Consider the following 21,456-nt stretch of genomic DNA (forward strand, 5'->3'; position numbering starts at 1 on the left):
GGCCCCCACGGTTCACGGCGCCCGCAATGCTCGCAGGGGCCCGACGGGCGGATCAACGGGTCGGGGCGCCCGCCGGCTAGCCGAACCCGAGGCGGGCCAGCGGCTCGACCAGCTCGCGCTCCTCGTAGGACAGGTGCGACAGCAGGGTGTCGGTGAGCAGGTCGATCGCGGCGCGCAGGTCCTTCATGCCGTCGGGCGTGGTCACCAGCGCCACCAGCGCCTGGTCGACCCGCTCGATCACGCCGTGGATCGCGATGTGCTCCTCGGCCAGCCGGTCGACGACCGGGGCCAGCGCGGGCTCGGCCCGGCGCAGGTGCGGGAACAGGGTGCGGTCCTCGATGGTGTGGTGGGTGGTGACGATCCGGCAGTAGGTCTCGCAGTAGACGCCCAGGGTCCAGTTGTTCTGGCGCAGCGTCATGGTCTGCAGGTGGGAGCGGGCGGTCCCGGGGTCCAGCGCCCCGGCGGCGACCTGGTCGGCGATGTCGCGCAGCTGCCGCAGCTCGGCGCGCAGCCCGTCGTGCACGTCCACCAGGTGCCGGCCGGCGGCCACCTCGTGCGGGGTGTAGTCGCGGCGGGGGTCGGACGCCGGGCCGGTCGGGCGGGTCGACTCGTCCCACACGTGCTCGGTGCTGAGCCGGGTGCCGTCGTCGGGGGTGGGGACGCCGGCCAGGGATCCGCGCGCGGTGACCGGTTCGGGCACGTGGAGGGGCGCGGCGGGACCCGCCGCGCCGGCCCGCTCGGCCGCCACCAGCTCCCGCACGGCCGGGGCGACCTCGGCGGCGTAGCGGCGGATGAGGTCGGGGGAGTCGGCCATCAGGATGAACCCGGACACGCCCTCGGTCAGCGCCAGCTCGGCCAGCTGCTCCACCCACACCTCGGGTGGGCCCTGCAGGAACTCGCGGCCGGTGCCCTCGAAGGTGCCCACGACGTTGTAGAGCCTGCGCACCGCCGACGGCTCGCGCCCGGCCGCCCGCGCGGCCTCGTCGATGACGGCGCCGGCCGCGGCCAGCTGCTCGGGGGGCAGGTAGGGCGAGCTGGGCAGCCAGCCGTCGGCGGCGCGCCCGGTCAGGCGCAGGCCGCGCGGCTTGTAGACGCCGAGCCAGATGCCGATGTCGTGGACGGGGAACGGGCCGGGCTTGGCCCCCGCGAGGCGGTAGTGCTCACCTGCGGTGCGCGCCCCGCGCCCGGGCGTCCACAGCGCCCGGATCACCCCGATCGCCTCGGCCAGCGCGGTGAGCGACTCGCCGGGGGTGCGGCGGGGGCCGCCCTGGGCGGCGATGGCGTCCCAGAACGCACCGGCGCCCAGGCCGAGCTCGACGCGCCCACCGCTGAGGATGTCGAGGCTGGCGGCGCTGCGGGCCAGCACGGCGGGCGGTCGCAGCGGCAGGTTCGCGACGTTGGGCAGCACCGCCACCGAGCGCGTGCGGGCGGCGATCACCGACAGCAGCGTCCACGCGTCGAGGTGGGCGGGCTGGTACGGGTGGTCCTGCACGCTGACCAGGTCGAGCCCGACCTGCTCGGTCAGCTCGGCGAGCGCGAGCGCCTGCTCGGCGCGGTCGGCGGCCGGGGTGATGAACGTGCCGAACGCGAGGTCGTGGCCGAGGTCGGGCATCGCGGGTGTCCCTCCAGAAAACGTGCTGTCGTTCAGATTGTACATATTTAGATGTTCTCTGCGATAGACGGCCTGGCTGTCGCGCGCCCGGCGAGCCGGGTCGCCACCGCCTCGCGCGGGAGGCCCCGCCGTTCGGCCAGGGCGCGCACCGCGACCCGGGTGGGCATCCTGCCCGCCGCGGCGGCGCTCGGTTGTGCCCACGCCGCCGCGGTGGTCCAGTGGTGCTCCGATCGTCGGAAGGAGCGGCCATGACGGGCCTGCGCGAGCCCACCGGGACCCCGGCGACCCCCGCGTCGAGCGCGGAGGTGCTGCGGGCGGTCGAGCAGCGCGTGCTGTGGCTCTCGACCGCGATCGTGCACCACGCCAACCGCGTGCGGCCCAACCCCGGCGGGCTCAAGGTCGGCGGCCACCAGGCCTCCAGCGCCTCGATGGCCACGATCATGACCGCGCTGTGGTTCCGGCACCTGCGCGCCGAGGACCGGGTGTCGGTCAAGCCGCACGCCTCGCCGGTGCTGCACGCCATCAACTTCCTGCTCGGCGAGCTGGACGAGCGCTACCTGGGCACCCTGCGCGAGTTCGGCGGCCTGCAGAGCTACCCGTCGCGGGCCAAGGACCCCGACCCGGTCGACTACTCCACCGGCTCGGTCGGCATCGGCGCCACCGCCCCGATCTGGGGCGCGCTGGCCCGCCGCTACGTCGCGAAGTTCGACGGCGCGGTCGGCACCGGGCGGCAGTACTCGCTGGTCGGCGACGCCGAGCTGGACGAGGGCGCCTGCTGGGAGGCCGTGCTCGACCCGATGGTCGCCGAGCTCGGCGAGATCGTGTGGATCGTCGACCTGAACCGGCAGAGCCTCGACCGGGTCGTGCCGAACTTCGGTGCCACCCGGCTGCAGGGCATGTTCGCCGCCGCGGGCTGGCAGGTGCTCACCGTCAAGTACGGGCGCCTGCTGGAGGACCTGTTCACCCGCCCCGGCGGCGCCGCGCTGCGCAGGCGCATCGACGAGATGCCCAACCCGGAGTACCAGCGGCTGCTGCGCTGCTCGCCGGAGCAGCTGCGCGAGCGGCTGCCCGGCGCCGACGCGGAGGTGGCCGACCTGGTCGCCGACCTGGACGACGCCACCCTGCACGCCGCCGTGCGCAACCTCGGCGGGCACGACCTGGAGACCCTCGGCGCGGCCCTGGACGCCATCGACGACACGCGCCCCACGGTCATCCTGGCCTACACGGTCAAGGGCTACGGGCTGGCCAGCGAGGGTCACCCGCAGAACCACTCCTCCCTGCTGACCGACGCCCAGCTCGCCGAGCTGGCCGCCGCGGTCGGCGCGTCGGTGGACCGGCCGTGGGCCCGCTTCGCGGCCGGCACGTCCGAGGACGCCCTCTGCGCGGCGACGGCGGCCCGATTGCGCCGTCCACCGGTGCCGGCGCCCGCGGCGCCGGCCGTCCCCGCCGACTTCGGCCGCACGCCGGGCGGTACCGCGACCACCCAGGCCGCGCTCGGCCGGACCCTGCTCGACCTGACCCGCTCGGCGCCGGAGGCCGCCCGCCGGGTGGTCACGCTGGCCCCGGACGTCAGCTCGTCGACGAACCTGGGCGGCTGGGTGAACAAGGTGGGCGTCTGGTCGGCGCGGGAGCGCGTGGACTGGTTCGCCGACGACCCGGAGACGATCCTGCACTGGCGCGAGCAGCCCGACGGCCAGCACCTGGAGCTGGGCATCGCCGAGACCAACCTGGTCGGCCTGCTCGGCGAGCTGGGCGCCACCTGGAGCCGGTGGGGCGAGCCGCTGCTGCCGATCGGGGTGCTCTACGACCCGTTCGTGGAGCGGGCGCTGGAGCCGTGGTCGTTCGGGATCTACGCCGGCGGGCAGTCGATCCTGGTCGGCACGCCGTCGGGGGTGACGCTGGCCCCGGAGGGCGGGGCCCACCAGTCGGTCACCACGCCGTCGGTCGGGCTGGAGCAGCCGGGCTGCGTGGCCTACGAGCCCGCGTTCGCGCTGGACGTCGAGTGGACGCTGCTGGCGAGCCTGGCCCGGCTCGGTCGCCCCGACGGCACGTCGGCGTACCTGCGCCTGTCCACGCGCCCGGTCGACCAGACGCTGGCGGCGGTGCCGGCGGACCCGGCCGCGCGCGAGCGGCGCCGCCGGCAGGTCGTGGCCGGCGCCTACCCGCTGCGGTCGGCGTCGCCCGCGCCGGCGGTGACGATCGCCGCGATGGGCGCGATGGTGCCCGAGGCGCTGGTCGCGGCCCGGCGCCTGGACACGCAGGGCGTGCCCGCCGACGTCGTGTGCGTGACGAGCCCGGGGCTGGTCTTCGACGCGGTGCAGGCGCGCGCGGGCCGGGGCGAAGGCCCCGGCTGGATCCTGGACGCGGCGTTCCCGGCCCGCCGCGCCGCGCCGATGGTCACCCTGCTCGACGGGCACCCGCACACGCTGGCCTTCCTGGCCGGGATCAACGGCGTGCGGGCCGCGCACCTGGGGGTGTCCCGGTTCGGGCAGTCCGGCGACCTCGACGCCGTGCACCGCCACCACGGCATCGACGCCGACTCGGTGGTGCGCGCCGCGCTCGACGTCGTGGGGTGAGCAGTCGCTCAGCCGTAGGTGACCGGGAACGACTTGATGCCGTTGAGCCGCCCGGAGCGCTGGCGCACGGGCGCGCCCGCCGCGGCGATGCCCGGCATGTGGTCGGCGATGGCCTCGAACATCAGCTCGATCTCCAGCCGGGCGAGGTTCGCGCCCACGCAGTAGTGCGCCCCGTGCCCGCCGAACCCGAGGTGCGGGTTGGGGGAGCGGGTGATGTCGAAGCGGTGCGGGTCGGTGAAGACCGCCTCGTCGAAGTTGGCCGAGCTGTAGAACATGCCGACCCGGTCGCCCTTGCGGATCGCCTGGCCGCCGAGCTCGGTGTCGGCTGTCGCGGTGCGCTGGAAGGCCACCACCGGCGTCGCCCAGCGCACGACCTCGTCGGCCGTGGTGGCGGGGCGCTCGGCCCGGTAGAGCTCCCACTGCTCGGGGTTGTCGAGGAAGGCGGCCATGCCGTGGGAGATCGCGTTGCGGGTGGTCTCGTCACGGGGATCTCCCTCGGCTCGGCGGGCGGGGGCGGGACCCGAAGAGTTGAGCACACGCTTACCTCCCGTGGCCACCGGGCGCGGGCCGCCGGATCGACGGCCGGGCGCGGCGGCGCCGGCCCTACCCTGGGCCCGTGGCCTGCTACCTGTGGGACGGCGAGGGCCGCACCGACCGGGCGCTGGCCGCCGCCGAGGCGATGCTCGCGGCCCACCGCAGGTCCCCGGTGCTGTGGTTGGGCGCGGGCGCGCACGCCCGGATCAGCGAGCCGGCGCTGCAGGCCGAGCAGGGCGAGCGCGCCCGCCACCACATCGGCGAGGCGCTGGTGCTGTTCGAGCGCCTCGGCGCGGCCGCCGAGATCGCCGGGGCCGGCCGGTGGATGGTGCCGGCGAACCTGCAGCTCGGCGAGCTCGACTGGGTCGACCACCGGGGCGACGGCGCGGGCGCGGGTCGGCGGCAGGCCTCATGCCGCGCGCACGCCCCGCTGGCCCACCGCACCGCGCAGGCCGACGCACCCGACGCAGCCCACGCAGTCGACGCAGTCGACGCACCCGATGCAGGCCACGCACCGCCGGCAGCCGACGCAGGCCAGGCAGGCGATGCAGGCGCTGAGCGCGATGCTGAGCAGGGTCAGCAGGCTGCCGGCCACCGCAACGCTGCCCGCCGTCCCGGCGCTGCCGGCCACGGCGACGCTGCCGACGGTCCCCGCGCTACCGGCCACCGCGACGCTGGCCGCGGTGCCCGCGCTGCCGGCGACGGCCACGCTGCCGGTGGTGCCGACGCTGCCGGCCACGGCGACCCCGCTTGTGGTGCCGACGCTGCCGGCCACGGCGACGCCGCTTGTGGTGCCGACGCTGCCGGCCACGGCGACGCCGCTGGTGGTGCCCACGCTGCCGGCGACCGCGACGCCGCTGGTCGTGCCGACGCTGTCGGCGCCGTCGGCGCCGCGGTCGACCTCGCCGTTCCCCCGGTGTTTCGTCATGGCGCCAGCATCGCGCACCGCGACGATCACCGGAACGCCGGTCACGCCCCGGAGCCGGGCGGATCAGACCCGCGCCGGCACCGGGCGGTCGGCGATGATCCGGTCGACGACGAGCTTCGCGGTCTCCACGCAGGCCACGGTGCCGCCGGGGGATCGTCGGACGTCATGGACGGCGATCTACTCCGGGTTCAAATCGGGAGGGCTCAGGGTCGCAGGGCGTGCAGCACCATCGACTGGGCGGTGCGGATGACGTCCTCGATCGACCCCCTGTCCGGGTCCCACCACTCGGCGGCCCAGTTCAGCGCCCCGAGCACGAGCATGCGCGCGGCCGACGGGTCGATGTCCTCGCGCAGCTGGCCGGCCGCGGCCAGGTCGGCGACCCGCGTCCAGCAGTCGCCGCCGGGTGCGCGCCGACTTGGAGCCCGCCCTCTCCTCGCCACCCGGCTCGGCCAGGCCGTCCACCCCGCCCTCCCCGGAGATCCCGTCCCGGTCGGTGGACGTGGGGGAGCCGCTGGTCATCGCTCGATCGTAGGTGCAGCGCCACCCGCGGTGACGACGGCCGATCCGGCGCCGGCCGCGGTGTCGAGCGGCGCCGCCCGGAGCTCCCGGGCCGCTGAGCGCGGCGGCCAGGTCGCGGGAAGCGCGGCTCGGCGGCGGTACGCTGGCGGCGGTGAGCGACAGACCACCGTTCCACCTCGCCGTCCCGGTCGACGACATCGCCCGCGCCCGTGAGTTCTACGGCGGGGTGCTCGGGCTGGCCGAGGGCCGCTCCGCCGAGCACTGGGTCGACTGGGACCTCGACGGCCACCAGCTGGTCACGCACCGGTCGGCGGGGTCGGGCCCGGTCGGCCACAGCGACGTCGACGGCCACCGCGTCCCGGTGCCGCACTTCGGGCTGGTCGTGGACGTCGAGCGCTTCCACGACCTGGCCGGGCGGCTGAAGGCGGCCGGGACGACCTTCGTGATCGAGCCCTACCTGCGGTTCGCCGGCGAGCCGGGCGAGCAGTGGACGATGTTCCTGCTCGATCCGGCGGGCAACGCGCTGGAGTTCAAGGCCTTCCGCGACCTGTCCCAGCTGTTCGCCTCCTGAGCGCGGGCCCGTCCTCAGACGATGAGGCGGGCCAGCGCGGTGACCACGGCGGCGGCGACGAGCGCGACCACCAGCGGGGCCCGCAGCAGCAGCGCCGCCAGCGCGGCGCCCAGCCCGAGCGCCCGCGCGTCGACGACGATCCCGCGCTGGGTGCTGAACGCGCCGATGACGACCAGCGCGGCCAGCAGCGCCGGGGCCACCAGGGCGATCACCCCGGCCAGCCGCGCGGGCAGGGGGCGGCCACCGGCCAGCACGGGGCCGATCGCCTTGGCCACCAGCGTGCCGACCGCCAGCACGCCGATCAGCACCCAGATCACCGGCGCTCCCGCAGCCCGATCAGCGCGGCCGCGGCGGCCGCCACGACCGGCACGCCCGCCGGCGTGAACGGCACGAGGGCCAGCGCGATGACGGCGGCGCAGCCCGCCACCAGCCGCGCCCGGCGGTCCTCGCGCAGCTCGCCGATCAGCAGGCTGAGGTAGAAGGCGGGGAAGAGCACGTCCAGGCCCCAGCGCTGCGGGTCGCCCAGGACGTCGGCGCCCAGGGCCCCCGCGGCCGTGCCGAGCAGCCACGCCACGTACTGCAGGGGCATCGCGCCGACCAGTGCGGCGGCGTCGAACCGGCCGCCGCCGCGGTGCGCGATGGCGAACGACGCGTCGACCACCGTCGCGCCCACCGCGGCGCGCCGCGGTGCCGGACCCGACAGCGACGCCGCGATGGCGAAGCCCATCGGCACGAACCGGGTGTTGGCCAGCAGCCCGGACGCGCCGGCCAGCACCGCGCCGCCGCCCGCGCCCAGCACGCCGACCGCGGCGAACTGGGCCGTGCCCGACCAGACCACCGCCGACATCACCACGGCGGCCGTCGCGCCGATCACCGGCGCGGCGAGCAGCCCGAAGGTGACGCCCACGGCGACCGTCGGCAGGACGAGCGGCGCGGAGTCCCGCAGGCCGCGCCGCCACCCCGCGGATCGAGCCACCCCGCCTCCCTAATGACTCGTCGGAGTTTCGCCCATTAGGTCGGGACCGTATGCTCGTCGTCGCGATGCGGCAACCCCGCAGGAGGACCGATGCCCACCCCGCCGTCGCGCGCCGGGTCGGTGCGCCTGGTCGGCGGTCGAGCCTGCCTCGACCTGGTCAACACGGTCTCCTGGCGGGGCGACCCCGCCCGCCGCGAGGACCACCTGGCCACCGGTGCCGACGCGCTGACCTGGCTCGTCCGCGTCGGAGTGGTCACCGCGGCGGAGTCGGCACGCCTGCGCCCCGACGGCGGGCGCGTGCTGTCGAGCCTGGTGGGGGTGCGCGAGGAGCTCGCGGCCTACGTCGACGCCGCCGTGGACGCCGGTGGCGCGCTGCGGGAGCACCCCGCGCCGGCGGCGCTGCAGGACGGCGTCCGCGACGCGATCGCGCACGCCGCGCTGCGCCCCGGCCCCGACGGCCACCGCTGGCAGGTCGCCGCCCTCGACCCCCGCACGCCCACCCGCCGGATCCTGCTCGACGTCCACGACCTGCTCGGGCTCCCGGGGGCGCGGGTGGGCCGGTGCGCCGACGGCGACTGCGGCTGGGTCTTCCACGACGCCGGCCGGCGCGGAGCGCGGCGCTGGTGCAGCTCGGCCGACTGCGGCAACCGGCACCGCGTGCGCCGGCACTACGCCCGCACCCACCCGCCGGAGGGGGACGTACCCGGCGCGGCGCCGGGTCGGCTCAGCGGGAGTCGATGAAGCGCTGCGCGACCTCGCGCGCCTGCTCGGCGGCGCCGTCGATCTCGGCGGTGCCGGACTCCCCGCTGCTGAAGGCCAGGAAGACGCTCGAACCGATGCGCGTCACCGCGACGCGGTCGCCGGCCGGGGCGAACCCGGGGCCGCCGACGGTGCTGGCGGCCAGCAGGCCGTCGTCGCCGAGCGTCGGCTCGTCGCGGGTGACCCACTCCCACCGGCTGCCCTGCTCGGTGCTCCCGGTGCGGCACGCGGCCAGCGCGCGGCGGAAGCCGTCCATCACCTCGGCGGCGTCCTGCGCGCTGGGGTAGGTCGCGAGCTGGCGGGCCCCCTGGTACTCCGGGCCGGTCTGGGAGACGGTCTTGAAGCCGGTGCGCCGGGCGTCGGTGGGGTAGGCCGTCGGCGAGCACGGGTCGAGCAGCCAGGAGCGGTGGGTGCCGGTCTCGGTGACCCAGTCGGTGGTCTCCGCCGACGGGCTGCGCTCGCCCTCGTCCGGCAACGCGACGTCGGGCGCGACCTCGCCGCCCGGCTCGCCCGGCGTCGCGCGCCGGGTCGGCCCGGTGCCGGTCGACGCCGGGTCGCCCGCGGTGGGTGCGGTGGTGGGTGCGGTGGTGGGTGCGGTGGTGGGTGCGGGCCGCGGCGGCGCGGCGGTGCCGCAACCCCCCACGACCAGGCCCACCGCGAGCACGGCCACCGGCGCCCACCGGCGCAGTCGCGTTCCCGCCATCGTCGTCCCCCGATCCGGCGGCCGGCGGCCGCCACGTCCTGGCCGCTCAGTCCGCCTGGGCCAGCAGTACTCCGACGATCTTCGCAGTGCGCTCGTCGGTGCCCCACGCCGCGGCGAGCTCGGCCGCGTCCTGCTCGGTGTAGCCGGCCCGCTCGAACCCGTTGACCAGCGCATCGGCGCCGCTCGGGTCGTCCACCACGAGCGGCGTGCCGGTGGTGAGCGCCTTCATCGCCACGGCCTTGGCCTCCGGGTAGAACTCCAACCCCCAGGCCCGCTCGATCGCCGTGGCCTGCTCGCCGATGCGGGCGCGGTCGGCGTCCTCGGCCAGGCCACTGACCCCGGAGGCCACCTCGGAGAGGTAGCCCGGGCGCAGGTCGTCGGGGTCGAAGGGCGGGGGCGAGGCGGGCTGCGCGGGCTGCACGGCCGGTGGCGTCGAGCTGATCAGCGCCGCGGACGGGCCGGGCGGCGTCGCGGCCGGGTCGACCTGGTCGGGCGCGGTCTGCAGCGCCAGCACGATCACCCCGGCCATGCCCGCCGCCCCCACCGCCGCGGCCGGCCCGGCGACCGCGCGCACCCTGGCCCGCTGCCGCCTGCGGCGCTCGACGATGTCGAACACGTCGTGCAGCGGCAGCGGGCGGTTCCGCTCGTTCATCGTCCACCTCCGGTGGTCGGCTCGGCGCCCAGCGCCCGCCGCAGTCGCGCGCGGGCCGTGGTCAGCAGCGACGAGGCCGTGCCGACCGGCACCTGCAGCCGCTCGGCGATCTGCTGCTCGGTCAGGTCGTCCCAGTAGCGCAGGCGGATCGCCACGCGCATCCGGCGGGGCAGCTTGCGGACCGCGCGGTAGACGTCGTCGGGGTGGTGGGCGGGGTGGTCGGCGCCCCCACCGACCACCCCGCCGCCGATCATCTCGGGCACCATCCGGGCCAGCGCCCGGCTCTCCAGCGCGCGCTGGCGCCAGCTGCGCCGGCCGATGTTGACCGCGACCCGGTAGACCCAGCCCTCCGGCGAGTCCATCGCCGCGATCCGCGGCCAGCGCTCGTAGGCGCGCGCGAAGGCCTCCGCGGTGGCCTCCCGGCCCAGCATCGGGTCGCCGACCGCGGCGGCGACGCGGTGGGTGAGCCCCTCGACGGTCGCCCCGTACCAGCGGGCGAAGTCGAGGGCGGCCACGGTCACGTCGACGTCGGTGCTCACCGGCGGCCCCGCCCCCAGCGCTCCAGCGTCGCGGTGTCCTCCTCGACGCGCCCGGTGGGCGGGTGCGGGAGGTCGGGCTCCTCGACGCACAGCCGCAGCAGCCCCTCGACCAGCGCGGCCCGCTCCACGATCGCCTCGGCGGCGTCGGCGCCGGGCAGGATGCGCACCTCGAGGGTGTCCTTGACCCGCGGCGCGCGCAGCACGTGCAGCAGGTTCACGTCGCTGTACTTGGTCAGCTCGACGTCCGCCAGCGCCGCGGGCACCTCCGCCCACGTCCCGAGCCCGCGCAGGGCGTCGACCCGGTCGAGCAGCGCCTGCGGCGGCGCGGCCAGCCGCCGGCACGCCGGGTTGGTGCCCAGCAGCCGCCACAGCGCCGGGCGCCAGCGCCCGAACAGCGCGACGACGTTGGCGAAGGCCCGTGGCGCGCGGAACGGCGCCGCGTCCAGGTGCAGGTGCACGGCCGCCTCCACCGGCACCGCGCACCCCAGCGCCCTGGCCGGGCCGAGCAGCCGGTCCAGCGCCGCGGCGTGGTCGCGCTCCAGCGGCGGTGTGATGATCTCGGCGGGCCGCTCGCGCTCGCCGGGCAGCGGGGCGGCCATCGCCACGCTGGCGCCGTCGCGGTCGACGACGCGGAAGATCGACGGCCCGGCCGCCAGCACCTCGGTGCCGAACAGCGCCGCCACCGGCTTGAGGACCTCGCCCTGCTCGGCCTGCGGGTCGCAGACCCCGGCCAGCAGGTTCAGCAGCCGGGCGTCGTCGGTGAGCATCCGGTACCAGCCCGGCGCGGGGACCGCCCGCACGTCCAGACCGGCCACGATGGTGACGTCGTCGACCACCGAGCACACCGGGGCGCCCTCGGCGTCGACGACGTCGAAGGCCGGTGTGAGGTGGCGGAAGCTGCCCATGCCCGGTACGGCCGACGGCTCGCTGTCGCGGTGGAACGCGCGCTCGACCCGGCCCCCCGACCCGGCCGCGATCGCCGCGGCCAGGTCGGCGCGGCTGCTCCCGCGCGGGGTCAGCAGCTCGATCTCGAACCCGACGCGGGACTGCAGCTCGCTCGGCACGCGGACGGTCCCCCCGTTCCCGTCGGCCGTCGGTCGGTCGCGATCAGTCTCCGACACCGGGCACGGACGGCAGCGCCTCACCCGACCGCAGTAGCCCACCGGCCTTCAGCTTGGCCTCGAACGGTTCGCCGAGCCCCCAGTGCGCGGCGAGGGCGACGGCGTCGTCGTAGTCGTGGCCCGTGTCGAAGAACGCGGCCAGTGCGGCGTCGTCGCCGGCGGCGGGCACGTACTCGTCCACGGGCGGCACGTCGACGAACGGCAGCACGCCGACGACCTTCAGCTCGCGCCCCGCCGCGACCTTGGCCTCGCCCAGCGGCAGCTCCCACTGCTCGGCCAGCACCGCGGCGTCCTCGCCGGTGTAGCCCAGCGCGAAGAACAGGTCGACCAGCTGCTCGTCGGAGGCGCCGTCGTCGAGGGTCGGGTCGGCCAGCGGCGACGCCTTGAGCGCGACCCCCCGCTCCAGGAAGGAGCCCGCCTCGACCTTGACGCCGAACGGGTCGAGGTCGAGGCCCCAGATCGCGGCCAGGTCGAGCGAGTCCTGGTAGGTGTAGCCGGCGTCGAGGTAGGCGAGCACGGCGGCCTGGTCGGGGTCGGTGCCGGCGGGCCGGTCCGTGCCCGGGCTGACGAAGGCCGCGGGCGCGACGCCCGCCTGGGCGTTGGCGATGGCCGGCAGCACGAACGCCGAACCGACCACCGGCAACGCGATCAGGCCGAGGGCCGCGGCCCGGCGGCGCCTGCGGCGGGCGGGCTCGGGGTCCGGGGCGGTCTGCGGAGCGGGGTCCATGGTGGTCTCCTCGGGGAGCGCGGGCACCGCGGTGCGGTGCGACACCCCGAGAAGCCCACCGGGCCCCGAACCCCTGAGTGGCGTGCGTCACATCGGGTCAGGGCGTGATGACCACCTTGAGCGCCTCGTTGGCCGCGGCGTTCGCGAAGACGTCGTAGGCGTGGTCCATCTCGGCGAAGGTGAACCGGTGGGTGCCCATCCGCTCGGCCGGGATGCGCCCGCTCGCGACCATCGTGAGCAGGGTCGGCACCGAGACCGTGTCGACCAGGCCCATGGTCAGCGTGATGTTGCGGATCCACAGGTCCTGCATCGGCAGCTCGACCGGGACGCCGTGCACGCCGACGTTGGCCACGGTCCCGCCCGGGCGCACCAGCGCCGCCGCGGTCCGCAGCGTCTCCGGGTAGCCGACCGCCTCGATGGCCACGTCCACCCCGAGCCCGTCGGTCATCGCCAGCACGTCGCCGACCGCGCCCTCCCCGGCCTCGACGGCGTCGGTGGCGCCGAACTCGAGCGCCTTGGCCAGCCGGAACTTGTTGGTGTCCACGGCGATGACCCGCGAGGCCCCCCACAGGCCGGTGGTCAGCACGGCCGCCAGCCCGACCGCGCCGGCGCCCACGACGGCCACGGTGTGGCCCGGGCGCACCCCACCGGCGAGCACGCCCACCTCGTAGCCGGTGGGCAGCGAGTCGGCCAGGAAGATGGCCTGCTCGTCGGTGACGTCCGGGGGCACCGCGTAGAGGGAGGTGTCGGCGTAGGGCACGCGGACGAGCTCGGCCTGGGTGCCGTCGATGAGGTGGCCGAAGATCCAGCCGATGCCGCCGACCGTGGCGCAGTGCGAGGGCATCCCGCGCTGGCAGTAGGCGCACCGCCCGCAGCGGGTGATCGCCGGCACCAGCACCCGGTCGCCCTCGGCGAACCCGGTGACGGCCGCGCCGACGGCGGTGACCGTCCCGACGGCCTCGTGGCCCAGGATGCGCCCGTCGGTCACGGCGGGCACGTCGCCGTGCAGGATGTGCAGGTCGGTGCCGCAGATCGTGGTCGTGTCCACCCGGACGACCACGTCGGTGGGCTCCTGGACGGCGGCGTCCGGGACGTCCTCCCAGGCCTTGCTGCCGGGTCCGTGGTACACCAGCGCCTTCATCCCGCCTCCGTCCGTTGGGTCCGGCGGCCCACGCTAGGGACGGCGCACACCGCGGGATGTCGCAGATTGCGACGCGCCCTCACAGGGCCAGGCCGGACTCCAGCAGGCCGAGCGCCCGGTCGACCGCCTCCACCGGGTCGGTACCGGGGGTGTTCGCGGCGTCGAGCAGCGCCCGCACGCTCACCCCGGCCACCGCGCCGATGAGCGCCCGGACGGCGGGGTCGGCCGGGTCGCGGCCGGTGCGGCGGGCGACCAGCTCGCCGAGCGCGTCCAGTGCGCGTCCGACCATCGCGGCGTTGGCCGCCCACAGCTCGGGGACCTGCAGCAGGGCCAGGTCGCGGGCAGTGCGGGCGGCGCGGTCGTGCGGGTCGAGCCCGGCGAAGGCGGTGCGCAGGGCGGCCCGCAGCGCCGCCAGCGGCCCCAGTTCGGCGGGCTGCTCGGCGACCAGGCGGGGGATGACGGCGGCCAGCGAGTGGTGGTCGTCGAGGACGGCGAGGTCGTCCTTACCGGCGAAGTAGCGGAACACGGTGCTGGGGGAGACCTCCGCGGCCTCGGCCACCTGCTCGACGGTCGTGGCGGCGTAGCCCCGCTCGCGGAACAGGCGCAGCGCGTGCTGCTGGATCGCCGCCCGGGTACGCGCCTTCTTGCGCTCCCGCAGACCGCCGCCCGAAGTCATGACAGCTCACTTCCTTTTGCTACAACGCTACTGTTTGGGAGTCTACTATCAGATTTGGGGTGGCGCGATGACCGACACGATCGACCGGGTGCACCACGTCGGGCACGTCGTGCCCGACATCGGGGCCGCCGCCGACCGGTACCGGCGGATGGGGTTCCGGGTGCCGCCGCCGAGCTTCCCGGTGCTGCCCGCGGCGGGCGGGCCGGCGCGCGCGGTCGGCGCGGGCAACACCCACCTGGCGTTCCGGCGGAACTTCGTCGAGCTGGTCACCGTGCTCGACGGCGCCGACGCCCCCGCCGGGCAACTGGTGGCGCTGGACGTGCCGGCGGCGGCCCGGGAGCGGGTCGCGGCGAGCATCGCGGCCACCACCGCCAGGGTGCGCGCCGCCCTGGACCGCTTCGCCGGTCTGCACATCCTGGTGCTGGCGACCTCCGACGCCGACGCCGCGGCCGCGCGGCTGACCGGCGCCGGGATCGGGCACGGCGGTGTCGTCCGGCTCACCCGCCCCTCGCCCGACGGCGGCGCTCCGGTGCCGGTGGCCCTGCTGGAGGTCGACGCCGCGGCGAGCCCGGAGGGCAGGCTCGCGTTCGCCGAGGAGCTCGACGAGACCGGCCCGGAGCACCCCAACGGCGCGCTCGACCTGCTGGGACCCGTCCTCTGCGTGCCCGACGCCGAGCTCGACGCCCACGCCGGGCGCTACCGGCGCCTGCTCGCCCGGCCGGTGCGCGAGGTCGGGCCGACCCGCGTGCTCGACCTCGACGCCGGTCGCGTCGTGCTCGTCGGCGACTCGGCGCTCGGGGCGGTGCTCCCCGGCGAGCGCGCCCCGGCGCTGCCGGCCTTCGCCGCGTTCGCGGTGCGGGTGCGCGACCTCGCCTCCACCCGGGCGTTGCTCGTCGGCGCGGGCTTCGGGGTGCGCGACACGCCGGACGGCGCGATCCTCGTGCCCGCGGCGGAGGCCGGCGGGTGCGCGGTGGTGTTCACCGACCGGGGCCACTAGGCGCCTACCCGGCGGGCCCGTCGATCTCGACGCGGCCGTCGGTGCGGCCGTCGGTCAGGAACGCGAGCAGCCCGGCGCCCTCCTCGACCACGGCGTCGCGGTCGGCGCCGGTGATCGGGACCAGCGCGCTGATCCGCAGGACGGGCGGGTCGTCCGCGGCGCGGGTGGGCTGCGCGGGCTCAGTGGTCCAGGTGGCCGCGACCCGGCCGTCGACCAGCAGGAAGCGGGCGCCGCCGACGCTGAGGCCGCGGTGGCGGTCGTCGATGACGCGGGTGCGGTCGTCGTAGCCGAGCACCGCGTTGTCGAAGGCGGGCAGGAAGCGCGGCGGGGCCGGGACGTCGGGGTCGGGGCGCGGGGCGCCGGGCAGGTCGAGCAGCTCGCGCCCGCGCCCGTCGCGCAGGACCTCCAGCTCGGGGCGCAGCCGCGCGATCGCCGCGGGCAGCCCGGTCAGCCCCGACCATGCCCGCACGTCGGCGGAGGCGGCGGGGCCGAACGCGGCCAGGTAGCGCAGCACCAGGTCCTCGGCGCGACCGGCGCCGGGGTTCCCGGCCGCCGCGACCGGACGCCCCAGCCACGCCTCGATCGTCGTGTTCGCGGCCGGCCCGCTCGCACCCCACACGCCCCGCGGCGGCACCTGCACCAGGGGCACGACCGAGCTCAGCGCGTCGCCCAGGTCGCGCGGGGCGACCCCGGGCCAGCGCCCGGCGACGGCCCGGGCGACGTCGGTCAGGGTCCGGGGCCGCTCGGCGAACAGCGGGGTGCCCGCGGCGCGCAGCTCGGCCAGGTCGACCCCGGGCAGCCGGGCGCGCAGCACGGCCATGACCCGCTGCTCCAGCATCGGCTGGTGCAGCGCCCGCAGCCCGACGGCGTCCTCGGCGGTGACCAGGTGCAGCGTGCGGCGCATCAGCAGGGTGCGCACCGCGCGCCTGCCCTCCAGCAGCTCCACCAGCTCGGCGGGGACGAACCCGCGCAGCCGCGACCACAGCCCGGCGTAGGGCTCCAGCGGCTCCTGGGCCTGCACCCCGACCAGGTGCCGGACGGCGTCGACGGCACTCATGTCGTGGCGGTCGAGCAGCAGCTGGCGCGCCAGCAGCGCGCGGTTCAGCTCGCGGGTGCCGATCACCGTCATGGCCGCGCACGCTACCGCGCGGCCGTGTCGGTGCGGACGTGCAGAATCACGGTGTGGGGTACGGCGGAGGGCGCAGCGGCACGGCCGACACCGGGGTGACCCAGCGCGAGGCCGAGGTGCTGGCGGCGGTGGGCGAGCACCTCACCAACGCCGAGATCGCCGCCCGGCTGGTCATCTCCGTGCGCACCGTGGAGAGCCACGTCTCGGCGCTGCTGCGCAAGCTGGCCGTGGCCGACCGCCGCGCCCTGTCCGAGCTCGCGGCCGAGCGGGCCGCGGCCGGCGCGGCCGCGCCCGCCCCGCCCACCCGGCCCGCCGCACCGCTGCCCTCGGCGCTGACGCCGTTCGTCGGCCGCGCCGCGGAGCGGGCCGAGCTGGCCGGGCTCCTGGTCGGCGCGCTCGACGGGCAGCGGCTGGTGTCCGCGGTCGGTCCGGGCGGGGTCGGCAAGACCCGCCTCGCCCTGGCCGTGGCCGCCGACCTGTCCGACCGGGTCGTCGACGGCGTCTGGTACGTCGACCTGGTCCCCGTCACCGACCCGGCCATGCTCGCGCCCACGGTGGCCGCGGCGCTGGGCCTGGGCGAGCAGCCCGGCCGCACCGCCGACGACACCCTGCTGGAGTGGGTCGCCGACCGGCGCGCCGTGCTCGTGCTCGACAACTGCGAGCACCTGCTCGACCCGGTCGCGCTGCTGGTCGAGCGGCTGCTCGCGGCCGGGCCCGAGCTCGTCGTGCTGACCACCAGCCGGGCCCGGCTGATGCTGCCGTTCGAACGGGTCTTCCCGGTGGCCGGGCTGGCGGTGCCCGACGGTGGCGGCGACGGTGGCGACGCCGTCGCGCTGTTCGAGCAGCGCGCCGCGGCCGCGGGATCCCGCCCCGACGCCGCCGACCGCGCCCGCGTCCGGCGGATCTGCGCCGGCCTGGACGGGGTGCCGCTGGCCATCGAGCTGGCCGCCGCCCGGCTGCCCGCCCTGGGGCTCGACGGGCTGGAGGCGGGCCTGGCCGACCGGCTCGACCTGCTGGCCGGCGCCCGCCGCGCCGACGAGCGGCACCGGTCGCTGCGCGCCACGCTCGACTGGAGCTGCGCGCTGCTGCCCGGGTCGGCCCGGGCGGTGCTGCGCCGGGTGTCGGTCTTCGCCGGGCCGTTCCCCGCGGCCGACGCCGCGGCCGTGGCCGGCTGGGCGCCGGTGCGCCCCCGGGAGGTCGGCGCGCAGCTGGCGGTGCTGGCCGAGCACAGCCTGCTGGTGCCCGTCCCGGGACCGGACGGCACCCGCTACCGCACGCTGGAGACCGTGCGCCAGTACGGCGCCGAGCTGCTCGACGACGCGGGCGAGACCGACGACACCCGGCTGCGCCACCTGGACCGGGTCGCCGCGACGGGCCGGGCGCTGCTGGCCGGGGCCGACGCGGACGCCGGGCCCGGCGGGGGTGGCCGGCGGGTCGGCTTCGACCACCTGGCCGACGAGCTGCGCGCGGCCGTGGGCTGGGCCGCGACCGTGCCCGCCCACCGCGGCGCCGCGCACGACACGGCGGTGCTGCTCGGCGCGCTGTGCCTGCGCCGGGGCCGGCAGGCCGAGGCGCAGCGGCGCTTCGAGCTCGCGGCCGAGCTCGCCGAGGACGACGCGGGGGTCGCCGCCGCGCTGGGCCGGGCCGCGGCGGTGGCCTCGGCCCGGCTCGCCGGCGACGACGCCCTGCGGCTGCTGGCGGCCGCGGCCGAGGCGTCGCTGCTGGCCTGCCGGCCCACCACGGCCGCCTACCAGCTGGCGGTGCTCGCCGAGCTGGTCAACCGCGGCCCGGGCATCATCGCCCGCCCGCCCGACCCGGACACCGCCGCCCGCCTGATCGAGCGGGCCGGGCGCCTCGCGGGCACCGACCCGGCGGCGCTGGCCCGGATCGCCACGGCGCAGGCCTTCGAGCTGTCCGAGATCTCGCCCGAGGGCGTCGCGGCCAGCGAGCGGGCGCTGCGGCTGGCCCGCGAGGCGGGCGACCTGGTGGCCGAGAGCGCCGCGCTCGACCGCGCCATCACCATCGAGCTCTCCCGGGGCAGCCCCCGGGGCGCGCTGGCCACCGCCGAGCGGCGCATCGCGCTGCTGCGCGGGCTCCCGGTGGACGCCGATCCGGGCTTCGAGGTGGCCGACGCGCACGTCATGGCCACCGAGTCGGCGATCGCGGCCGGTCGGCTGGAGCAGGCCCGCCGCTACGCCGACGCCGTCGCGGCGCTGCCGCAGTTCCGCGAGACCGGGCACGTGGCGCCGGCCCGGCTGATCATCGTGTCGTTCCTGCAGGGCGACTGGGACCGCACCCTCGTGGAGGCCGAGCGCTTCCGGGAGAGCTGGGTGCGCGCGGGCCGGCCCCGGGTGCCGACGCTGCGGCGCACCGCGCACTCCGTGGCCACCCTGCACGGCCTGCGCGGCGAGGAGGCCGAGCGCGCCGAGTGGCTGGCGGTGTTCGACGCGCTGGTCTCGGCCCAGTGGCCCGAGCACGACCGGCACCCCAGCGCCTGCTTCGACGCGCTGCTGCTGCTGCACCGCGGGCGGCCCGACGAGGCCGTGCGCCGGATGCTGTTCCCGCCCGGCGATCTGGTGCGCTGGTACGACGCCATCTGGCGGCCCTGGTACGCGGCGATGTGGGCGGAGGCGGGCGTGCTGGCCGGGCTGCACGACGCCGCCGAGCGCGTCGCGGCGGCCCGCGCCTCGGTCTCCGGGAACCCCATCGCCACCGCACTGGTCGAGCGGGCCGCCGCCCTGCTCGACGGCGACACCGCCGGGGTGCTCGCCGCCGCGGCGGCGCTGGGCGCCGCTGGCGACCGGCTGCAGTCCGCGCGCAGCCTGGTGCTGGCCGGCGGGCCGCACCGCGACCGCGGCGCCGCGGCCCTGGCCGAGCTCCGCGTCCGCATGCCCTGACCTGCGCGTCCGTGCCACCACGCAGACGGGCACGGAGGAAGATCCGTGCCCGGATCCGTGGTCGGCACCGATGTCGCGCGGCCCCCCGAGGACGAGGGTGGAACCCGACGGACCCACCCGACACCGAGGACGTGCCGACGATGATGATCCACAGCTTCGTGACCGCCGACCTGGCCGCCGAGCGCACCCGGACCCTGCGCGCCGAGGCCGACGCCCACCGCCTGGCCCGGGCGGCCCTGCGGGGACGCGCCGCAGCGGGTGCCGCTGAGGGCACCGAGCACCCGCGGCGCTGGACCAGGCCGTGGGGCCGCCCCGACGTCCGCCCGGCCTGACCACCCGGCCCCGGTGCGCGGAGGGTGCACCGGGGCGGGGTGGCAGGCCGGGCGGTGTCAGAGGACCCCGGGGAAGGAGCCGCCGTCGATGAGCAGGCTCTGCCCGGTGATGAACCCCGCCTGCGCGGAGCAGAGGAACGCGCACGCCGCACCGAACTCGGCGGGCTCGCCGAAGCGGCGGGCGGGGATGCGGGCCCGGGCGCGCTCGGCGGCCTCCTCGATCGACACGCCCTGCTCGCGGGCCCCGCGGGCCTGGGCCGAGCGCAGCCGGTCGGTGTCGAAGGCGCCCGGCAGCAGGAAGTTGATCGTGACGTTGGCGTGCGCGACCGAGCGGGCCACGCCGGCCAGGAAGCCGGTCAGCCCGGCCCGGGCGCCGCTGGACAGGTCCAGGCCCGCGATGGGGCTCTTCACCGAGCCCGAGGTGATGTTGACGATCCGGCCGAAGCGGCGCTCGACCATGCCGTCCACCACGCCCTGCACGAGCCGGATCGGCGTGGCCATGTTGGCCGTGACGCCGGCCATCAGGGCGTCGTGGTCGATCTCGCGGAAGTCGCGCAGCGGCGGGCCGCCGTTGTTGTTGACCAGGATGTCGACCTGCTCGACCGCCCCCAGCAGGCGGTCCTGGCCCTCGGGGGTGTCCAGGTCGGCCGCCACCGGCACGGTCCGCGCCCCCGTCGCGGCCGCGATCTCCGCGGCGACCTCGTCGACGGTCGCCGCGGTGCGCCCGTTCACCACGACCGTGCAGCCGGCCCGGGCCAGCTCGGTGGCGCAGGCGCGCCCCAGGCCGCGGGTCGAGGCGCACACCACGGCCGTGCGGCCGGTCAGTCCGAGATCCACCCGCCCTTCCTAGTTCGCCGCGGGCGCCGTGTCGAGGGTGCGGGTCGGGCGGCTCAACCGCCGGGCGCGTCGATCACGACCTTGACCCGCCCCGGCGCGGGCACCATGGCCCTCTCGTAGGCCCGCTGGGCCTCGTCGAAGGCGAAGGTGTGGGTCACGTAGTGCTCGGCCAGCGCGGGGTGCTCGGCGAGGTAGGCGTCGGCCATCTCCAGCGCCACCCGGCGCGCGCTGGTGGCGCCCGCGGTGAGGGTGGCCGACTTGCGCAGGAACTCGGCCAGCGGGAACGGGTAGACCGGGTCGTCGGGGATCCCGAAGCAGTAGACCTGCCCGCCGATGCCCACCGCGTGCACGGCCGCGGTGAACGTCGAGATCTGGTGGCCCACCGCCTCCACGACCACCGTGGGCTGGTCGCGGCCGGCCGCCACCTGGGCGGCCCAGTCCAGCGCCCCGGCGTGCACCGGCTCGTCGACGCCGTAGCGTCCGGCGAGGTCGGCGCGGTCGACCAGGTCGACGCCGGTCACGTGGGCGGCGCCGCGGGCCTTCATGACGTGGCTGAACAGCAGCCCGGTCGAGCCCTGCCCGATCACCGCCACCCTGGCCCCGGCGACGCGCGGCACGCGTTCGAGCGCGTCGAGCACGCAGGCCAGCGGCTGCAGCATCACCGCCGTGGTCGGCGGCAGGGCGGGGTCGTACTCGTGCACGTCGAGACCGCGGGTGACCACCCGCTCGGCGAGCCCGTCGAAGCGGGAGGCCCAGCCGACCACCCGGCTGCCCGGGCGCACCCGCGCGTCGCGGGAGGCCAGCACCTCGCCGACGACCTCGTGCAGCGAGCCGCCGGGCACCGGGGCGGGGTGGCCGGTGACCGGTCCGGTGCCGCGGAAGGCCGGCAGGTCGCTGCCGCAGATGCCGCCGGCCAGCACGCGCAGCAGGACCTCGCCGTCGGCGAGGTCGTCGGGACGCGGGGCGGGCGCGTCGACCATCGTCAGGGTCGTCGGGCCGGTCAGCAGCCCGGCCCGCATCGTGGCCGGGGGCCGCGGGGCGGGCCTCGCGGCGGTGTCGTCGACGGGGGACTGGCTCGGGGTGCTCACGGCGTGCGGACCTCCACGCCGTCCGACAGTAACCGCTGGAGGCGCCGCGGAGCAGGGGCGAGCGGCCCGCGGGAACGATCGCGTCGCGGGATCGGGGAGGGATGCGACACCGGCGGGTTGACTCCGACGCCCTCGACGGCGT

General features: G+C 77.1%; 21 protein-coding genes and 1 pseudogene. 6 read left to right on the top strand and 16 right to left on the bottom strand.

The window, feature by feature from the left end; translation table 11 throughout:
* Positions 1 to 76: 76 nt before the first annotated feature.
* On the bottom strand, positions 77 to 1,657 hold the full coding sequence (locus KDL28_RS14335; protein WP_252438707.1) for an LLM class flavin-dependent oxidoreductase: 1,581 nt from the start codon (positions 1,655 to 1,657) through the stop codon (positions 77 to 79).
* Positions 1,658 to 1,860: 203 nt separating this feature from the next.
* Here KDL28_RS14335 and KDL28_RS14340 point away from each other — a divergent pair, with 203 nt between their 5' ends.
* On the top strand, positions 1,861 to 4,188 hold the full coding sequence (locus tag KDL28_RS14340; protein WP_252438709.1) for a thiamine pyrophosphate-binding protein: 2,328 nt from the start codon (positions 1,861 to 1,863) through the stop codon (positions 4,186 to 4,188).
* Positions 4,189 to 4,196: 8 nt separating this feature from the next.
* Here the strand turns inward: KDL28_RS14340 and KDL28_RS14345 are convergent.
* From KDL28_RS14345 to KDL28_RS14355, 3 genes and pseudogenes are all read right to left on the bottom strand, one after another.
* Positions 4,197 to 4,670, bottom strand: a pseudogene (locus tag KDL28_RS14345) (cytochrome P450); the annotation flags it as partial.
* A 461-nt stretch (positions 4,671 to 5,131) separates the two neighbouring features.
* Positions 5,132 to 5,650: a hypothetical protein gene (locus tag KDL28_RS14350; protein WP_252438711.1), complete on the bottom strand. Its 519-nt coding sequence runs from the start codon at positions 5,648 to 5,650 to the stop codon at positions 5,132 to 5,134.
* A gap of 203 nt (positions 5,651 to 5,853) precedes the next feature.
* Entirely contained in the window at positions 5,854 to 6,090 is a 237-nt protein-coding gene (locus KDL28_RS14355) for a TetR-type transcription factor C-terminal domain-containing protein (protein WP_252438713.1), read from the bottom strand.
* A 230-nt stretch (positions 6,091 to 6,320) separates the two neighbouring features.
* On the opposite strand from KDL28_RS14355, the gene KDL28_RS14360 reads away from it, so the two are divergent.
* Positions 6,321 to 6,740 (top strand): VOC family protein, encoded by a 420-nt coding sequence (locus KDL28_RS14360; protein WP_252438715.1) that lies wholly within the window; start codon positions 6,321 to 6,323, stop codon positions 6,738 to 6,740.
* Between the two features lie 14 nt (positions 6,741 to 6,754).
* On the opposite strand, the gene KDL28_RS14365 is transcribed toward KDL28_RS14360, so the two are convergent.
* Together KDL28_RS14365 and KDL28_RS14370 are read right to left on the bottom strand one after the other, a co-directional pair.
* Positions 6,755 to 7,057, bottom strand: coding sequence for an AzlD domain-containing protein (locus KDL28_RS14365; RefSeq protein WP_252438717.1), 303 nt, complete (start codon positions 7,055 to 7,057; stop codon positions 6,755 to 6,757).
* Positions 7,054 to 7,716, bottom strand: a complete 663-nt coding sequence (locus KDL28_RS14370) for an AzlC family ABC transporter permease (RefSeq protein WP_252438719.1) — start codon at positions 7,714 to 7,716, stop codon at positions 7,054 to 7,056. The genes KDL28_RS14365 and KDL28_RS14370 overlap by 4 nt, the downstream gene beginning before the upstream one ends.
* Before the next feature lie 90 nt (positions 7,717 to 7,806).
* Here KDL28_RS14370 and KDL28_RS14375 point away from each other — a divergent pair, with 90 nt between their 5' ends.
* Positions 7,807 to 8,457, top strand: coding sequence for a CGNR zinc finger domain-containing protein (locus KDL28_RS14375; protein ID WP_252438721.1), 651 nt, complete (start codon positions 7,807 to 7,809; stop codon positions 8,455 to 8,457).
* Here the strand turns inward: KDL28_RS14375 and KDL28_RS14380 are convergent.
* The 7 genes from KDL28_RS14380 to KDL28_RS14410 all read right to left on the bottom strand — a co-directional run bounded on the left by KDL28_RS14380 (position 8,441) and on the right by KDL28_RS14410 (position 14,034).
* Positions 8,441 to 9,178 (bottom strand): hypothetical protein, encoded by a 738-nt coding sequence (locus tag KDL28_RS14380; RefSeq protein ID WP_252438723.1) that lies wholly within the window; start codon positions 9,176 to 9,178, stop codon positions 8,441 to 8,443. The two genes, KDL28_RS14375 and KDL28_RS14380, sit on opposite strands and share 17 nt — an antisense overlap.
* A 46-nt stretch (positions 9,179 to 9,224) precedes the next feature.
* Positions 9,225 to 9,830 carry a hypothetical protein gene (locus KDL28_RS14385; protein WP_252438725.1) on the bottom strand — a complete coding sequence of 202 codons (606 nt, stop codon included), beginning with the start codon at positions 9,828 to 9,830 and terminating at the stop codon, positions 9,225 to 9,227.
* A complete protein-coding gene (locus tag KDL28_RS41490; protein ID WP_252438727.1) occupies positions 9,827 to 10,369 on the bottom strand; it encodes an RNA polymerase sigma factor in 543 nt (180 codons plus the stop codon). The genes KDL28_RS14385 and KDL28_RS41490 overlap by 4 nt, the downstream gene beginning before the upstream one ends.
* Positions 10,366 to 11,433, bottom strand: coding sequence for an amidoligase family protein (locus KDL28_RS14395; protein WP_252438729.1), 1,068 nt, complete (start codon positions 11,431 to 11,433; stop codon positions 10,366 to 10,368). The genes KDL28_RS41490 and KDL28_RS14395 overlap by 4 nt, the downstream gene beginning before the upstream one ends.
* 43 nt (positions 11,434 to 11,476) lie before the next feature.
* Entirely contained in the window at positions 11,477 to 12,262 is a 786-nt protein-coding gene (locus tag KDL28_RS14400; RefSeq protein WP_252438731.1) for a hypothetical protein, read from the bottom strand.
* A gap of 52 nt (positions 12,263 to 12,314) precedes the next feature.
* Positions 12,315 to 13,358, bottom strand: a complete 1,044-nt coding sequence (locus KDL28_RS14405) for an alcohol dehydrogenase catalytic domain-containing protein (protein WP_252438733.1) — start codon at positions 13,356 to 13,358, stop codon at positions 12,315 to 12,317.
* A 79-nt stretch (positions 13,359 to 13,437) separates the two neighbouring features.
* Complete coding sequence (locus KDL28_RS14410) at positions 13,438 to 14,034, bottom strand: TetR/AcrR family transcriptional regulator (protein WP_252438735.1); 597 nt, start codon at positions 14,032 to 14,034, stop codon at positions 13,438 to 13,440.
* 67 nt (positions 14,035 to 14,101) lie between these two features.
* Between KDL28_RS14410 and KDL28_RS14415 the strand changes: the two genes are divergently transcribed.
* A complete protein-coding gene (locus KDL28_RS14415) occupies positions 14,102 to 15,031 on the top strand; it encodes a VOC family protein (RefSeq protein ID WP_252438737.1) in 930 nt (309 codons plus the stop codon).
* 4 nt (positions 15,032 to 15,035) lie between these two features.
* On the opposite strand, the gene KDL28_RS14420 is transcribed toward KDL28_RS14415, so the two are convergent.
* On the bottom strand, positions 15,036 to 16,160 hold the full coding sequence (locus KDL28_RS14420; RefSeq protein WP_252438739.1) for a winged helix DNA-binding domain-containing protein: 1,125 nt from the start codon (positions 16,158 to 16,160) through the stop codon (positions 15,036 to 15,038).
* 53 nt (positions 16,161 to 16,213) lie between these two features.
* On the opposite strand from KDL28_RS14420, the gene KDL28_RS14425 reads away from it, so the two are divergent.
* Complete coding sequence (locus tag KDL28_RS14425; protein WP_252438741.1) at positions 16,214 to 19,057, top strand: ATP-binding protein; 2,844 nt, start codon at positions 16,214 to 16,216, stop codon at positions 19,055 to 19,057.
* A 140-nt stretch (positions 19,058 to 19,197) separates the two neighbouring features.
* Positions 19,198 to 19,389, top strand: a complete 192-nt coding sequence (locus tag KDL28_RS14430) for a hypothetical protein (protein WP_252438743.1) — start codon at positions 19,198 to 19,200, stop codon at positions 19,387 to 19,389.
* A 57-nt stretch (positions 19,390 to 19,446) separates the two neighbouring features.
* Here the strand turns inward: KDL28_RS14430 and KDL28_RS14435 are convergent, their stop codons facing one another.
* Both KDL28_RS14435 and KDL28_RS14440 read right to left on the bottom strand, forming a co-directional pair.
* Positions 19,447 to 20,226: an SDR family oxidoreductase gene (locus KDL28_RS14435; RefSeq protein WP_252438745.1), complete on the bottom strand. Its 780-nt coding sequence runs from the start codon at positions 20,224 to 20,226 to the stop codon at positions 19,447 to 19,449.
* A gap of 53 nt (positions 20,227 to 20,279) precedes the next feature.
* A complete protein-coding gene (locus tag KDL28_RS14440) occupies positions 20,280 to 21,314 on the bottom strand; it encodes a zinc-dependent alcohol dehydrogenase (protein ID WP_252438747.1) in 1,035 nt (344 codons plus the stop codon).
* Between the last annotated feature and the right edge of the window lie 142 nt (positions 21,315 to 21,456).

The sequence above is a fragment of the Pseudonocardia humida genome (assembly GCF_023898865.1).
GTDB lineage: Bacteria > Actinomycetota > Actinomycetes > Mycobacteriales > Pseudonocardiaceae > Pseudonocardia > Pseudonocardia humida.

Bases quoted from the DNA above. Each gene is read 5' to 3' on its own strand.
- KDL28_RS14335 (WP_252438707.1), bottom strand. From the start codon at position 1,657: ATGTACAATCTGAACGACAGCACGTTTTCTGGAGGGACACCCGCGATG.
- KDL28_RS14405 (WP_252438733.1), bottom strand. From the start codon at position 13,358: ATGAAGGCGCTGGTGTACCACGGACCCGGCAGCAAGGCCTGGGAGGAC.
- KDL28_RS14340 (WP_252438709.1), top strand. From the start codon at position 1,861: ATGACGGGCCTGCGCGAGCCCACCGGGACCCCGGCGACCCCCGCGTCG.
- KDL28_RS14350 (WP_252438711.1), bottom strand. From the start codon at position 5,650: ATGACGAAACACCGGGGGAACGGCGAGGTCGACCGCGGCGCCGACGGC.
- KDL28_RS14380 (WP_252438723.1), bottom strand. From the start codon at position 9,178: ATGGCGGGAACGCGACTGCGCCGGTGGGCGCCGGTGGCCGTGCTCGCG.
- KDL28_RS14415 (WP_252438737.1), top strand. From the start codon at position 14,102: ATGACCGACACGATCGACCGGGTGCACCACGTCGGGCACGTCGTGCCC.
- KDL28_RS14420 (WP_252438739.1), bottom strand. From the start codon at position 16,160: ATGACGGTGATCGGCACCCGCGAGCTGAACCGCGCGCTGCTGGCGCGC.
- KDL28_RS14410 (WP_252438735.1), bottom strand. From the start codon at position 14,034: ATGACTTCGGGCGGCGGTCTGCGGGAGCGCAAGAAGGCGCGTACCCGG.
- KDL28_RS14430 (WP_252438743.1), top strand. From the start codon at position 19,198: ATGATGATCCACAGCTTCGTGACCGCCGACCTGGCCGCCGAGCGCACC.
- KDL28_RS14375 (WP_252438721.1), top strand. From the start codon at position 7,807: ATGCCCACCCCGCCGTCGCGCGCCGGGTCGGTGCGCCTGGTCGGCGGT.
- KDL28_RS14385 (WP_252438725.1), bottom strand. From the start codon at position 9,830: ATGAACGAGCGGAACCGCCCGCTGCCGCTGCACGACGTGTTCGACATC.